Source organism: Streptomyces parvulus (assembly GCF_014648855.1).
Taxonomy (GTDB): domain Bacteria; phylum Actinomycetota; class Actinomycetes; order Streptomycetales; family Streptomycetaceae; genus Streptomyces; species Streptomyces parvulus.
This window is the reverse complement of the sequence record NZ_BMRX01000013.1, coordinates 54,029-68,048: the sequence shown is the minus strand read 5'-3', so window position 1 is coordinate 68,048 and position 14,020 is coordinate 54,029. Positions and strand designations below refer to the sequence as shown.

Here is a 14,020-nt window from a genome sequence, read left to right as displayed (position 1 = left end):
CCACCCCCTTAAGGAACCCACCATGCGCAAGCCGTCCATCCGCCGCACCTGCGCGGCCCTGGCCGCCGTCACCTCCCTCGCCCTGGCCGCCACCGCCTGCGGCGGCACCACCAAGGAGGACGTCAAGGAAGAGGGCGGCAAGGCCGCCACCGCGGGCAAGGCCGACCCGAACGCCGAGACGAAGAAGGGCCTGACCGTGGGCTTCCTGCCCAAGCAGGTCAACAACCCCTACTTCACCGTCGCCGACAAGGGCGGCGAGAAGGCGCTGAAGGAACTCGGCTCCGGCTACAAGGAGGTCGGCACGTCCAGCGGCACCGACACCGCCGGCCAGGTCTCCTACGTCAACACGCTCACCCAGCAGCAGGTCGACGCCATGGCCGTCTCCGCCCAGGACCCGGGCGCCCTGTGCACCGCGCTCAAGCAGGCCATGAAGAACGGCATCAAGGTCGTCACCTACGACTCGGACACCAACCCCGAGTGCCGCAACGCCTTCATCTCCCAGGCCTCCGCCGACGACCTCGGCCGCACCCAGGTGCGGCTGCTCGCCGAACAGATCGGCAACAAGGGCGAGATCGCGATCCTCTCCGCCGCGCAGACCGCGACGAACCAGAACGCCTGGATCGACATCATGAAGGACGAGCTGAAGGACCCGAAGTACAAGGACATCAAGCTGGTCACGGTCGCCTACGGCGACGACGACGCCCAGAAGTCCTTCCAGCAGACCCAGGGCCTGCTCCAGGAGCACCCGAACCTGAAGGGGATCATCTCCCCGACCACCGTCGGCATCAAGGCCGCCGCCCAGTACCTCTCCGGCTCCAAGTACAAGGGCAAGGTCATGCTGACCGGCCTCGGCACCCCCAACGACATGCGCAAGTACGTCAAGAACGGCACCGTCGAGGCGTTCGAGCTGTGGGACCCGGCCAAGCTCGGCGAACTCGCCGCGCGCACCGCCGTCGCCCTCTCCTCCGGGCAGATCACCGGCAAGGAGGGCGAGACCTTCGAGGCCGGCGCCATGGGCGAGTACACCATCGGCGCGGACGGCGTGATCAACCTCGGCAGGCCGACCGTCTTCACCGCCGAGAACGTCGACCAGTACAACTTCTAGCCTCCACCTCGCGTACGGGAGCGGTACTTCATGCGACGCGTCTGCTTCCTGCTCAAGGTCCGCCGGGACCGCATCGCGGAGTACCGCGAACGCCACGCCGCCGTGTGGCCGGAGATGTGCGAGGCGCTCTCCGCCACCGGCTGGCACAACTACTCGCTCTTCCTGCGCGACGACGGCCTGCTCGTCGGCTACCTGGAGACCGAGGACTTCGACGCCGCCCGGGCCGCCATGGCGGCCACCGAGGTCAACGCCCGGTGGCAGGCCGAGATGGGCCCGTTCTTCGAGTCCCCGGACGGGGCCCGGCCCGACGAGGCGATGAAACCGCTCACCGAGGTGTTCCACCTCGCCTGAGCGGCTCCCCCCGGGGCGGCGCGGGTAGTGTGAAGGTCCCGCGTCCGCCCCCGTACCCGGCCCGACCTCGGAGGTCCCTGCCCGATGGCCCATTCCGTGGGTATCAAGGACGTCGCCCGTGCCGCCGGAGTCTCCGTGGGCACGGTCTCCAACGTCATCAACCGCCCGGACACCGTCGCCACCGCGACCCGCGCGCGGGTGCTGTCCGCGATCGACCGACTCGGCTACGTCCGCAGCGAGTCCGCCCGCCAGCTGCGGGCCGGCCGCAGCCGGATCATGGGGCTGCTCGTCCTCGACATGGGCAACCCCTTCTTCGTCGACGTCGCGCGCGGCGCCGAGCGGGCCGCGCGCGACGCCGGGCTCGGCGTGATGGTCTGCAACAGCGCCCAGAACCCCGGTGAGGAGGCCGAGTACCTGTCGCTCTTCGCCGAGCAGCGGGTCCGGGGCGTCCTGCTCACCCCGGCAGACGCGACCGGCCGCAACATCGAGGGCTTCAGGCGCCACAACATCCCGTTCGTGCTCGTCGACCGGGTCGCCGAGGGCACCACCGAGTGCTCCGTCTCCGTCGACGACGTGGCCGGCGGCGCGCTGGCCGTCCGCCACCTGGTGGACGCCGGCCACCGCTCCATCGCCTACGTCAGCGGACCCCCGGGGCTCAACCAGGTGCGCGACCGCCGCACCGGCGCCCTGGCGGCGCTCGCCGAGGCCGGACTGGGCCCCGGGGCGCTGCGCGAACTGCCCACCGAGCGCCTCGACGTCGCCGCCGGGCGCGACGCGGGCGCCCGCCTGCTGGGCCTCGCCGACCGGCCGACCGCCGTCTTCTGCGCCAACGACCTGCTCGCCCTGGGCGTCCTCCAGGCCCTGTACGCGGCCGGGGTCAGCGTCCCCGACGACCTCGCGATCGTCGGCTACGACGACATCGAGTTCGCCGCCGCGGCGGCCGTCCCGCTCACCTCCGTGCGCCAGCCCGCCGTCACCATGGGCGCGATGGCCGCCGAACTGCTCCTGGAGGAGACGGAGCTGGCCGGCACCGACCGCACCCACCCGCACCGCAGGGTCGTGCTCCAGCCGGAGCTGGTGGTGCGGCGCTCCAGCCTCGCCCCCCGCTGACCGGCCGTTCAGCACGATTTCATGATCCCGCCGGTCGGCGGCCGCAAGGCGGTGTGCTGAACTGGGACACGGCCGAGAAAAACGCCCGCCAGATCCGTACGTCCCGGGAGCCCCGTTGAGCGTCAGCTACCGCCAGCCAGGCGTCGTCCTCACCGACCGCCGTTTCACCGTGCCCCTCGACCACCACGACCCCTCCGGGGAGACGATCGAGCTGTACGCGCGCGAGGCCGTCGCGAGCGACAAGGCGCACCAGGACCTGCCGTGGCTGGTCTACCTCCAGGGCGGCCCGGGCTTCGGGGCGAACCGTTTCATCGGCCGCCCCGCCTGGCTCGGCCGGGCCCTCAAGGAGTTCCGCGTGCTGCTCCTGGACCAGCGCGGCACCGGCGCCTCCACGCCCGCCAACCGCCAGACCCTCCCGCTGCGCGGCGGCCCGGCCGAGCAGGCCGACTACCTCGCCCACTTCCGCGCCGACGCCATCGTCCGCGACTGCGAGGCCATCCGCCCCCAGGTCACCGGCGGCGCCCCCTGGACCGTCCTCGGCCAGAGCTTCGGCGGCTTCTGCACCGTCGCCTACCTCTCCCTCGCCCCCGAAGGCGTGCACACCGCCCTCATCACCGGCGGCCTGCCGTCCCTGGACGCCCACGCCGACGACGTCTACCGGGCCGCCTACCCCCGCGTCGAGCGCAAGGTCGCCGCGCACTACGCCCGCTACCCGCAGGACGTCGAGCGCGCCCGCCGCATCGCCGACCACCTGCTCACCCACGACGTGGTCCTGCCCACCGGCTACCGGCTGACCGTCGAGGCCTTCCAGTCGCTGGGCATCCTCCTCGGCGGCAGCGAGGGCAGCCACCGCCTGCACTTCCTCCTGGAGGACGCGTTCGTGCGCACCCCGGGCGGCCACGAACTCTCCGACGACTTCCAGGAGCAGGTCCAGGGCCTGCTGTCGTACGCCGGCCACCCGCTGTACGCCCTCGTCCACGAGGCCATCTACGGCCGCGGCACCCGCCCCACCGCCTGGTCCGCCGAGCGGGTCCGCGCCGAGTTCCCGCGCTTCGACGCCGCGAAGGCGCTCGCCGGCGACGAACCGCTGATGTTCACGGGCGAGTCCGTCCACCCCTGGATGTTCGACTGCGACCCGGCCCTGCGCCCCCTGCGCGAGACCGCCGAACTGCTCGCCGCCCGCACCGACTGGACGCCGCTGTACGACCCCGCCCGCCTCGCCGCCAACGAGGTGCCGGCCGCCGCGGCCGTCTACCACGACGACATGTACGTCGACACCGGCCACGCCCTGGCCACCGCCCGCGCGATCCGCGGACTGCGCACCTGGGTGACCGACGAGTTCGAGCACGACGGCGTGCGGGCCGGCGGCCCCCGCGTCCTGGACCGGCTGCTCGCGCTCGCCCGCGACGAGGCCTGACCGCAGCGCCGCCGCACGGCGGCCGGACATCCGGGTGGGACGGCGGCGGCGCGGGTTAGTGTGCGGGCATGACGGAGCCGACGATCACGCAACTGGAGCCCATGCCCGGCGACTGGCGGCGCGCCCTCGCCGTCGTCGCCCACCCGGACGACCTGGAGTACGGCTGCTCGGCGGCGATCGCCGGCTGGACCGACGAGGGCCGCGAGGTCGCCTACGTGCTCGCCACCCGGGGCGAGGCGGGCATCGACACCCTGGCGCCCGCCGAGTGCGCCCCGCTGCGCGAACGGGAGCAGCGGGCGAGCGCCGCCGTCGTCGGCGTGAGCGAGGTGGAGTTCCTCGACCACCGCGACGGCGTCATCGAGTACGGCGTTCCCCTGCGCCGCGACATCGCCGCCGCGATCCGCCGCCACCGGCCCGAGCTGGTCATCACCCTCAACCACCGCGACACCTGGGGCGGCGTCGCCTGGAACACCCCGGACCACGTCGCCGTCGGCCGCGCCACCCTGGACGCGGCCTCCGACGCGGGCAACCGGTGGATCTTCCCCGAGCTGACCGAGCGCGGCCTCGAACCCTGGGACGGCGTGCGCTGGGTCGCGGTCGCGGGCTCCGCCTCGCCGACCCACGCCGTGGACGCGACGCCGGGCCTGGAGCGCGCCGTGCGCTCACTGCTCGAACACCGGACGTACATCGAGGTGCTGACCGACGAGGACCCGGAGACGTACGTGCGCGGCTTCCTCACCGGCTTCGCCGAGTCGGCGGGACAGCGCTTCGGCGGGAAGCCCGCCGTGACCTTCGAACTCTTCGGGCGGTAGCGGCATGCCGGGGGAGCGGGGGCGGCGGCGGCTCGCCGAGCGGTTCGAGGAGCACCGGGGGCAGCTGCACGCGGTGGCGTACCGCATGCTCGGTTCGGCGGCCGAGGCGGAGGACGCCGTGCAGGAGGCGTGGCTGCGCCTCGACCGCGCCGGCCCGGACGGCATCGAGAACCTCGGCGCCTGGCTGACCACGGTGACCGGCCGGATCTGCCTGGACCTGCTGCGCTCCCGCACCGCGCGCCGCGAGGAGCCGATGACCGAGGGCTTCGACACCTTCGTGCCGGACCCCGTGGTGCGCGCGCTGCCGCAGGCCGACCCGGAGCAGGAGGCTCTGCGCGCCGACTCGGTCGGCATCGCCCTGCTGGTGGTCCTGGAGACCCTGGGACCGGCCGAGCGGCTGGCGTTCGTGCTGCACGACATGTTCGCCGTGCCCTTCGACGCCATCGCGCGGATCGTCGAACGCAGCCCGGCCGCCACCCGGCAGCTGGCCGGCCGCGCCCGGCGCCGGGTCCGGGACGCCACCCCGGCCGCCGACCCGGACCTCGGCCGGCAGCGCCGGGCGGTCGAGGCCTTCCTGGCCGCCAGCCGCGCCGGGGACTTCGAGGCGCTCGTCTCCGTGCTCCACCCGGACGTGGTGCTGCGCGCCGACGCCGGCGCGCTGGGCCGGGGGCCCGCGGCGTCCAAGGTCGTCAGCGGCGCCCGCACGGTCGCCACGGGGGCCTTCCACTTCCGCCACCTGGCGGGCGCCGCGCGCCTCGTGCTGGTCAACGGCTCGGTGGGCACCGTGGCCGTCACCGAGGGACGTCCGCGGTCGGTCACCTACGTCACCGTCGCCGACGGGCTCATCACCGGCCTGTACATCCTGTCCGACCCCGAGCGGCTGGCCCGCCTCGATCTGTCCGGCCTGGCGGACTGACCTCCGCCCGCCCGCGCCGGGCCGTCGGCGCGGGCGCGGGCCGGCGGCCCGTATCCTCGGCGGCATGCCAGAACACACGGTGGACCGGGCCGCGCTGCGCGCCGACTGCGGGCAGTGCTTCGGCCTGTGCTGCGTGGCCCTGCCGTTCGCCCGCTCCGCCGACTTCGCCATCGACAAGGACGCCGGGAAGCCCTGCCCCAACCTGCGCACGGACCACCGCTGCGGCATCCACACGCAGCTGCGGGAGCGCGGCTTCACCGGCTGCACGGTCTACGACTGCTTCGGCGCCGGGCAGCAGGTCTCGCAGGTCACCTTCGGCGGGCAGGACTGGCGCACCTGCCCGCCGGAGCGCGCCCGCCAGGTCTTCGACGTCTTCCCGGTCGTCCGCCAACTGCGCGAGCTGCTCTGGTATCTGACCGAGGCCCTCACCCTGCCGGCCGCCCGCCCGGTCCATGCCGACCTCCGCGGCGCCCTGGCCGACACCGAGCGGCTCACCGACGGGACCCCCGAGGCGCTGGCGGCCCTCGACGTGGCCGCGCACCGGCAGCGGGTCAACGCGCTCCTGCTGCGCACCAGCGAACTGGTGCGCTCCGGCGCACGCGGCCGGAAGAAGAACCGCCGCCACGCCGACCTGATGGGCGCCCGCCTCCGGGGCGCCGACCTCGCCGGGGCCGATCTGCGCGGCGCCTACCTCATCGCCGCCGACCTCACCGGCGCGGACCTGCGGGGCGCCGACCTGATCGGCGCGGACCTGCGCGACGCGGACCTGACGGACGCGGACCTCACCGGGGCGTTCTTCCTGACCCAGCCGCAGCTCACCGCGGCCCGGGGCAGCGCGGGCACCAGGCTGCCCGGCTCAGTCGGCCGACCGGTGCACTGGACAGCGGTCCCCTGACCCCGTGCCCCCGGACGCCCGCGCGTCCTCCTCGCGGGCGGTGGCGGCCGGCGGCACCGGGCCGGGCGCCGGGCGCCGCTCCAGCCGCAGCCGCAGCCCGTCCGGCATCAGCGTCAGCCGCTCGGTCACCCGCAGCCGGTAGCCGGGCTCGGGCCGCAGCTCGTAGCGGCGCAGCAGCAGCCCGAGGACCAGCGTCGCCTCGTGCAGCGCGAACTGCCGCCCGATGCAGGCCCGCGCACCCGTGCCGAAGGGCTTGAAGGTGTGCGGGGCCCGCGACCGCACGGCCTTGGCGTCGAAGCGGTCCGGGTCGAAGCGCTCGGCGTCCGGGCCCCACACGTCCGGGTCGCGGTGCAGCATCCCGGTGAGCACCAGCGCCCACGCCCCGCGCCGCATGGGGTGGGTGCCGCCCAGCAGCGTGTCCTCGCGGGCCTCCCGCGCGAAGCCGGGGGCGGTGGGCCACAGCCGCAGCGCCTCGTCCAGCACCCGGCGCGTGTAGCGCAGCCTGGCCACCTGCTCGTAGCCCGGCGCCTCGGTACCGCCCCAGACGCGGTCCACCTCGTCCCGGACCCGGGCCGCGACGTCGGGGTGCTGGGCGAGGTAGTGCAGGGCGAAGGAGAGCGCGCCCGAGGTGGTCTCGTGCCCGGCGACAAGGAAGGTGATGACCTGCCGGCGGACGTTCTCCGCCGACAGCCGCTCGCCGGTGACGGGATGGGTGGTCTCCAGCATCCGGTCGAGCAGGTCGCCCTCGCCGCCCGCGGCGGCCCGGCGCTCGCGGACCAGGGCGTCGACGGTGCGGTTGAGGTGGGCGATGTCGGCGGCGTTGCGCCGGCTCGCGTCGCGCAGCAGCCAGGGGGCGAGCGGCGCGGGCACCGTGTTGAGGCGCTGCGCGTAGGTGAGCGTGCCCACCATCGCGGAGACGAAGGGGTGCGGGCGGGAGCGCTCGAAGGACCCGAAGTCGTGCCCGAAGCCGGTGCGCGCGATGGTCTCCAGCGTCAGCTTGGTCATGTCGCCGGGCACGTCCACCGCCCGCCCCGCCGACACGGCACGGTCCCAGTGGTCGGTGAGCCGGGCCGCCACGTCCAGCATCATCACGTGGTAGCCGGCCATCGCCTCGCGGCTGAAGCCGGGCGCCAGCACGTCGTGCGCCAGCTGCCAGTTGGGCTCGTGGTTGTACGCCGTGAACAGGCCGTCCCCGGCGACGGGGCGCAGGTTGGCGACGCCGAGTCCGACGTGCTTGGCGAAGCGCGTCTCGTCCGCCAGGTCGGCGGCGAGCGCGGCGCCCCACACGAAGACGAACTCCTTGCCGAAGGCGCGCCGCCGGAAGATCGGCCCCAGCCGCCGCGCGTACCGCAGCGAGTCCTGCATCGGGGTGCGGCGGCTCGCCCCGATCACGTCCCCGAGCAGGGGCACGCGGTACGGCGGGCGGGGTATCCGGTGCAGCTCGGGCCAGCCCAGCTCGGCGCTGCGGAAGCCTTTCGGCAGGCCGTCCCGGGCCGTCTCGTTCGTCGTCCGGGCCATGCGCGGTCTCCCTTGACGCGGCGGCGTGTTGTCCCTGCGGAGCAAGCGTGTTGTACATGGATTCAATAGCGGGTCCCAGTCTCGTCCCGTTGTTGAACCGGCGTCAAGTAAGGTGCGGGCATGGCCGCGAACCAGGGCGAGCGCACCCGCCGCAGGCTCAGCACCGGGGAGCGCCGGGAGCAGTTGCTCTCGGTCGGGGCGCGGCTGTTCTCGGAGAGCCCCTACGACGAGGTCTGGATCGAGCAGGTCGCCGAGATCGCCGGGGTGTCCCGGGGGCTGCTGTACCACTACTTCCCGAACAAGCGGGACTTCTTCGCCGCGGTCGTCGAGCGCGAGAGCGAGCGCATGCTGCGGATGACGGCGGCCGTGCCGGGGGTGCCGGTCCGCGAGCAGCTCACCGCGGGACTCGACGCCTACCTGGAGCACGTCCGGGCGCACGCGCACGGCTACCGGGCCTTCCACCGCGCCGACGCGACCGGCGACCAGGCGGTGCGCCGGGTCTACCGGCGGGCGCTGGCCGCGCAGGAGCGGCAGATCCTCGCCGCCCTGGCCGCCGACCCGGAGTTCGGCCCGGCCTTCGAGGAGCGGGGCGACGTACGGCTGGCGGTGCGCGGCTGGCTGGCCTTCACCACCGCCGTCTGCCTGGAGTGGCTGCGGGATCCGGCGCCGTCCCGGGAGCAGGTGCGCGACCTGTGCGCGCGGGCGCTGCTCGGCGCCATCGCCCCCTGAACCGGCAGAACCGGCGCATTGCACTTCGGAACGCGCCCCCGCGTCGCTGAAGTGCGCCGTCCGGCCGGCTGAAAAGGTCTCGCAAAGATCACGCGTCCTGGTTGGCGCACGCCCCGAACTCCGATAGGTTAGGTGAGCCTTACCTAATGAATTGATGACGGAGGTTGAGGATGGGTGACAGCCACGCCTGGACGGCCGCGCCTGCCGCGGCGGAGCAGGCCCGCTCCGTGCTCGCCGCCGCCTGGTCCTGCGCGGTGACCGCGGAAGGCGGCCGCGAGGAGTTCGTCGGCGCGCACACGGTCGGCGACGACGGCCAGGTGTTCCTGCACGTGCCCGAGGACAGCGCCCTGCTCGCGGCGGCGATCTGCGCGCCGCGCGGAGAGCCGTCCGCCGTGCTGGAGTTCGCCGACGTGGCCCCCGTCCCGGTGCGGGGCCGGATCAGGGCCAGGCTGTGGCTCGCGGGCTGGTTCGCCGTGGCGGACGGGCACCTCGCGTTCCGCCCCACCCGTGTGGTGCTGCGGCGTCCGTCCGGCGCGGTGGTGGTGGACCTCGACGAGTTCGCCGCCGCCGAGCCGGATCCGCTGGCCCTGGCCGAGGCCCGGCTGCTGACCCACCTCGCGGACTGCCACGGCGACGCGGTGGAGCGGCTGACCCGGCTGGTCGAGTCCGACAGCCTGCACGGCGCGGTCCGGGTGCGGCCGCTCGCCGTGGACCGGCACGGCCTGACCCTGCGCATAGAGCGCGCCCGCTCCCACGGCGACGTGCGCCTGCCCTTCCACGCGCCGGCCGACGACATCGGGCAGCTCACCGAGCGGGTGCACGTCCTGTTGTCGCAGGCGAGCGCCGCCTCCTGCCCCCGGGCCCTACAGCGGCAGCGCGCAGACGGCGACGGATGAGGCGAACGGCTCCCCGGCGGGGCGCAGTCCACCGTCCCGGGAGACGTGGAAGACGCTGACGGTGCCCGACTTCTGGTTGGCCGCGAAGAGCAGCCCGCCGTCGGGGGAGAAGGCGATCTGCCGCGGGAAGTCGCCCCCCACCGGCACCGTGTCCAGCAGCCGCAGCCGGGCGCCCTCCGCCTCGACCGCGTAGCGCGTGAGGCTGTTGTGGCCCCGGTTGGCGAGGAAGGCGTGCGAACCGTCGGGCGTCACCAGGATCTGGGCCGGGTAACTGGTGCCGGAGCCCGTGCCCGTCGACTGGGCCTCGCCGACGGTCAGGCGGCCGGAGCCGGGATCGTAGGAGCAGACGGCGACGGTGTCGTCGACCTCGTTGGCGAGGTAGGCGTGGCGGCCGGCCGGGTGGAAGGTGAGGTGCCGGGGTCCGGCGCCCGGCCGGGTCCCGGCTCGCGCGACCTCGGTGAGCGTGCCCGACGCCTCGTCCAGGCGGTAGCTGTACACCGTGTCCGTGCCGAGGTCCACGGCGAGGACGTGGCCTCCGTCGGGAGCGGTGACGATCTGGTGCGCGTGCGGACCGTCCTGTCCCGGCCCGGGCGGGGGAGCCGAGTGGGTCACCAGGTCGGTGCGTTCCCCGAGCGCCCCCGAGGCCTCGACCGGGTGCACGGCGACGCTGCCCGATCCGTAGGCGGCGCTGAACAGCCAGCGCCCGCCCGGGTGCACGGACAGGTGGCAGGGCGCGGCGCCGCCGGTGCTCCGGCTGCCCAGGATCTCCCGGTCCGCGAGCCGCACGGCGGTCACCGCCCCCGCCTCGCGCTCGCTCACCGCGTACAGCGTGCGCCCGTCGGGATGGACCGCGAGGTACGACGGGTCGTCCACTCCGGTGAGGACGCCCCGCCCGGTGATCCGCCCGGTGCCGGGGTCGTACTCGGCCAGGCCGATGCCCCGGCCGCCGCCCTCGGCCGAGGTGTACGTCCCGATGTACAGCGGCCGGGGCCCGGCGGCATCGCGCTGCCTGCCCGCGGAGCCCGCGCTCGCCCCCGGCGCGGTGCGGCCCGGGGAGGGCGCCGCCGACGACGCGTCCGGCGAGCCGCCGCACCCCGCCGCCGCGGGCAGCGCCGCCGCGGAGGCCGCCCCCGCCAGCAGGCCCGCGAACCGCCGCCTGCTCCAGCCCGCACCGCTCATCACCGTGCTCCTCGCGCTCGTTGCCGTGTGCCGCCGTGGCCGGGCGGACCGCTCTACCAGTCCCCGTCCTCCACCGGCTTGCCCTGTGCGTCCTTCAGCGGCCGGACCTGCTGCTGTCCCGGCTCCTGCCAGGGCTCGTGGTCGTCGCCGATCCAGTCGCCGACCGGCTTGACGTCCCGCAGGGGATCGGTGGGCGCGAGGTCGTGCGCGTCCTGGTCGTAGTAGTCGTACCAGGGCAGTCCCGCCCGGGTGTACGCGGCCCGGTCCACCGGCGACGGCGGCGGCTCCTCGCCCGTGACGCGCCGCCACTGGGGCGGCGTCACCAGGTGCACGAAGACCCGGCCCGCCGGGCTCTCGGCCCAGTGCTCCAGCGGCCGTTCGTCGCGGTACACCTCCTGGCGCATGGACCCGCCGACGCCCAGCCCCATCGCCGGCGCGGACCGGGCCCGAGCCGCACCCCCGTAGGAGGGGGCGGCGCCCGGAGCGGCCGGTGCGGGCATCGCCGCCCCGAAGGCCCCGCGCGGAACCGCCCCGGCCCGTAGCCGTTCCGCCTCCCGCCACCGGGCCAGTTCGCGCTCGTTCAGCCGGAAGTCCTGCAACTGGACCCCGCCCCACACCTCCTCGCCGGTCACCTGTCCCTCGACGGTCGCTCCCATGCCGAGCGGCACCGCCACGAACTGACGGACCGTGCCCGTCCCGGAGTTGATGCCGTCCAGCCACGGCTGGCGGGGCAGCACCACGTAGTTCTGCGGATCGCGGGAGAGCTTCCCGCTCCAGGGCCGGCCCGAGACCGCGCACACCTTGCCCACCCCGACCTGGAGCGCGGCGGGCTCCCGGGTGCCCGCGAAACTCAGCCACATGGCCTCCCGCAGGTACACCGGCAGCATCACGCCGCCGCGCGCCCGCCAGGCCTCCGGCACCGTGTCCGGGTAGTCCGCCACCCGGCGGACCGGGAACTCGCCGAGCCCCGGCGGCAGGGGGTGGGTCCCCTCCTCGGGCAGCCGCAGGGTGCGGACGAACCGCACCACGGCACCCCCCGGCAGCAGCAGCCGGTTCCCGTCGATCCGCACACCGGTGTCGGTCATTCCCACGCCCCTCGTCCTCGTCCGTCCTTCCTCAGGGGGAACGCCGGGCGGCGCCGCCGCGGTTCCGCCTCCGCAGCACCGCCCTTCCCCGGTCCCGCAACCGGGTCAGCCTCGGCATGCGTTCGCGCTGTTCGCGCGTGTGCCGGTCCAGCTCCTCCAGGAGCCGCCGCGAGCGGTGCTCGGTGTCCATCTCGTCGATGATCCGGTCGACCTCCGCCAGGACCGCGCCCCGCAGCTGCCACTGCCGGGAGTCGCGCCTGACCTCCTCCAGGAGCAGTTCGGCCAGCCGGTCCCGGGTGGCCGCGGCCTGGCGCAGCTCGCTGGAGAGGCGCTCCTCGGCCGACTCGGCGTTCTCGCTGGCGCTCGTGGTGACCAGCACCGCGAAGCTCACCACGGCGTCGGCGATCTCGGACAGCAGCTGCTGGACGGTGGCGCCCGTCTCCGGCGGGAACAGGGGCTCCGGCTCACGCTCCTTCGCGAGGTCCGTGAAGCTGCGCGCGAGGACCCGCATGACCACCGTGCAGATCTCCAGCGTGTCCAGGCCGGTGCGCAGCACGACCCGGTGCAGCAGCCCCTCCCGCACGCGGGGGTTGAGCCGCAGGCTGTCCTCGGCCTGGCGCAGGTCCTCGTCCACCTCCCCGATGTCGTGGTCCAGCCGGCGTGCCTCGTGCAGCCGGGCCGCCGCCTCGTGGAACGGCGTGCTGTCGGCGGCCTCCTCGCCCATCCGCAGCATCAGCTGGCGCACCCGCCGGGCCAGCTCCTCGATGGACTCGCCGGCCTGCTCCACCCACACCGGAGGGGCGAGGAGCAGATTGAAGGCCAGCCCCACGACCGCCCCGATCAGGGTCTCCACCACCCGCGCCCACGCCAGGCTGCCGTGCGACGTCACCCCGAGCACCAGCATCGCGCTGATGGCCACCTCGGCGGTGAACTCGTGCGCCCGCACCAGGTGTCCGACGCCGAGGGCCGCCACGATCAGCAGGGCCAGGCTCCACCAGCTGAGCCCCACCAGCTGGCTGAAGGCGATGGCCACCAGCACGCCGGCCACCACCGCGTTCACCCTGCGGAAGCTCATCTTGAGCGTGGCGTACAGGGTGACCTGCACGACCAGCAGCGCGGTGAGCGGTGCGGTGAGCGGTGCCGCCGACTTGTCGGGGGTCAGCCGCACCGCGATGACATAGGCGATCGAGGCCGCCGCGGCCGAGCGCAGGGCCTGCGCGACCACGGGGTCCCTGAGCCACTTCACCCGCCGCAGTGCCGAACGCGCGGCCTCACGTACATCACGCATCCTCGGGCTGTTCCCTTCCCCGGGTGCCTCGAACGTGTTCCGGACAGGACGGTAACCGGACAAAGGGGGCGGGAGTGGTTCCACGCGCCGTACGGCGGCGTGCCTCGGTGAAGCTCAGGCGGTCACCTTGGCCAGGAACGCGGAGAGGTTGCCCACGGTCCGGGCCACCTGCTCCTCCAGGGTGAGGCTCTCCTCGAAACGCGCCCCGCTCTTCGACACCTTCCTGCCGCGCAGGTACAGCGAGCAGGCCAGGTCCGTGCACATGTACAGCCCCACCGAGTTGCCCTCGCGCCCGGCCGCGCCGGCCCGGCGCGCCGTCATCAGTGACACGCCGCCCCGGGGATGGGTGGTCAGGCACAGCGCGCACAGGCTGCGCTGGAAGTAGCCGGACCGGCCCTGCTGGAAGCGCAGGGACAGACCGGTCGGGCGTCCGTCGAGGTCCGCGACCAGATAGCTCCGGTCGGGCGCGCCCGGATCCCGCCAGCCCAGGAAGTCGAGATCGTCCCAGGGGCGTTCGCCGAGATCGCGGGGGAGGGGCAGGCGCTTGGCCTCCCCCTTGGAGCAGTTCACGAAAGAGGCGCGGATGTCCTGCTCGGTGAGTGCTCTCATGGTGAGCCTCTCCTTCGGGTGCGGAAGCGATGTAAACCTAGAGGTTCTAGGTTTACGCCTATCCTAGATAGCCGGAGAGGGGAGGGGCCAACACTTTTCGGGGGCGCGAG

Annotated in this window: 14 protein-coding genes; 9 read left to right on the top strand and 5 right to left on the bottom strand. The window is 74.2% G+C overall.

All coding sequences use genetic code 11. The features are described 5' to 3' along the window. The first annotated feature begins 22 nt into the window (after window positions 1–22). From rhaS to IE108_RS25310, 7 genes are all read left to right on the top strand, one after another. Complete coding sequence (gene rhaS / locus IE108_RS25340; RefSeq protein ID WP_064731108.1) at window positions 23–1,105, top strand: rhamnose ABC transporter substrate-binding protein; 1,083 nt, start codon at window positions 23–25, stop codon at window positions 1,103–1,105. Between the two features lie 30 nt (window positions 1,106–1,135). Further along, the gene (locus tag IE108_RS25335; protein WP_064731109.1) at window positions 1,136–1,456 is read left to right on the top strand and encodes an L-rhamnose mutarotase; all 321 of its coding nucleotides are present in this window, start codon (window positions 1,136–1,138) and stop codon (window positions 1,454–1,456) included. Between the two features lie 84 nt (window positions 1,457–1,540). Beyond that, entirely contained in the window at window positions 1,541–2,566 is a 1,026-nt protein-coding gene (locus tag IE108_RS25330; protein ID WP_064731110.1) for a LacI family DNA-binding transcriptional regulator, read from the top strand. Between the two features lie 115 nt (window positions 2,567–2,681). Continuing rightward, window positions 2,682–3,983: an alpha/beta fold hydrolase gene (locus IE108_RS25325; protein WP_064731111.1), complete on the top strand. Its 1,302-nt coding sequence runs from the start codon at window positions 2,682–2,684 to the stop codon at window positions 3,981–3,983. Window positions 3,984–4,051: 68 nt separating this feature from the next. Continuing rightward, on the top strand, window positions 4,052–4,795 hold the full coding sequence (locus IE108_RS25320; RefSeq protein ID WP_064731112.1) for a PIG-L deacetylase family protein: 744 nt from the start codon (window positions 4,052–4,054) through the stop codon (window positions 4,793–4,795). A gap of 4 nt (window positions 4,796–4,799) precedes the next feature. Beyond that, a complete protein-coding gene (gene sigJ / locus IE108_RS25315; protein WP_064731113.1) occupies window positions 4,800–5,711 on the top strand; it encodes an RNA polymerase sigma factor SigJ in 912 nt (303 codons plus the stop codon). A 64-nt stretch (window positions 5,712–5,775) separates the two neighbouring features. Then, window positions 5,776–6,606, top strand: a complete 831-nt coding sequence (locus IE108_RS25310) for a pentapeptide repeat-containing protein (protein ID WP_064731114.1) — start codon at window positions 5,776–5,778, stop codon at window positions 6,604–6,606. Here the strand turns inward: IE108_RS25310 and IE108_RS25305 are convergent. Further along, complete coding sequence (locus tag IE108_RS25305) at window positions 6,568–8,124, bottom strand: cytochrome P450 (protein WP_064731115.1); 1,557 nt, start codon at window positions 8,122–8,124, stop codon at window positions 6,568–6,570. The genes IE108_RS25310 and IE108_RS25305 overlap by 39 nt on opposite strands. A gap of 120 nt (window positions 8,125–8,244) precedes the next feature. Here IE108_RS25305 and IE108_RS25300 point away from each other — a divergent pair, with 120 nt between their 5' ends. Together IE108_RS25300 and IE108_RS25295 are read left to right on the top strand one after the other, a co-directional pair. Further along, entirely contained in the window at window positions 8,245–8,853 is a 609-nt protein-coding gene (locus IE108_RS25300; protein WP_064731116.1) for a TetR/AcrR family transcriptional regulator, read from the top strand. A gap of 170 nt (window positions 8,854–9,023) precedes the next feature. After that, entirely contained in the window at window positions 9,024–9,749 is a 726-nt protein-coding gene (locus IE108_RS25295) for a DUF2470 domain-containing protein (RefSeq protein WP_064731117.1), read from the top strand. Here IE108_RS25295 and IE108_RS25290 read toward each other — a convergent pair. The 4 genes from IE108_RS25290 to IE108_RS25275 form a co-directional block, all read right to left on the bottom strand. Next, window positions 9,717–10,928 (bottom strand): lactonase family protein, encoded by a 1,212-nt coding sequence (locus IE108_RS25290; RefSeq protein ID WP_064731118.1) that lies wholly within the window; start codon window positions 10,926–10,928, stop codon window positions 9,717–9,719. The two genes, IE108_RS25295 and IE108_RS25290, sit on opposite strands and share 33 nt — an antisense overlap. A 53-nt stretch (window positions 10,929–10,981) precedes the next feature. Then, complete coding sequence (locus IE108_RS25285) at window positions 10,982–12,013, bottom strand: hypothetical protein (RefSeq protein WP_064731119.1); 1,032 nt, start codon at window positions 12,011–12,013, stop codon at window positions 10,982–10,984. 31 nt (window positions 12,014–12,044) lie between these two features. After that, on the bottom strand, window positions 12,045–13,301 hold the full coding sequence (locus IE108_RS25280; RefSeq protein WP_064731120.1) for an FUSC family protein: 1,257 nt from the start codon (window positions 13,299–13,301) through the stop codon (window positions 12,045–12,047). A gap of 114 nt (window positions 13,302–13,415) precedes the next feature. Next, entirely contained in the window at window positions 13,416–13,910 is a 495-nt protein-coding gene (locus tag IE108_RS25275; RefSeq protein WP_064731121.1) for an FBP domain-containing protein, read from the bottom strand. Window positions 13,911–14,020: the final 110 nt, after the last annotated feature.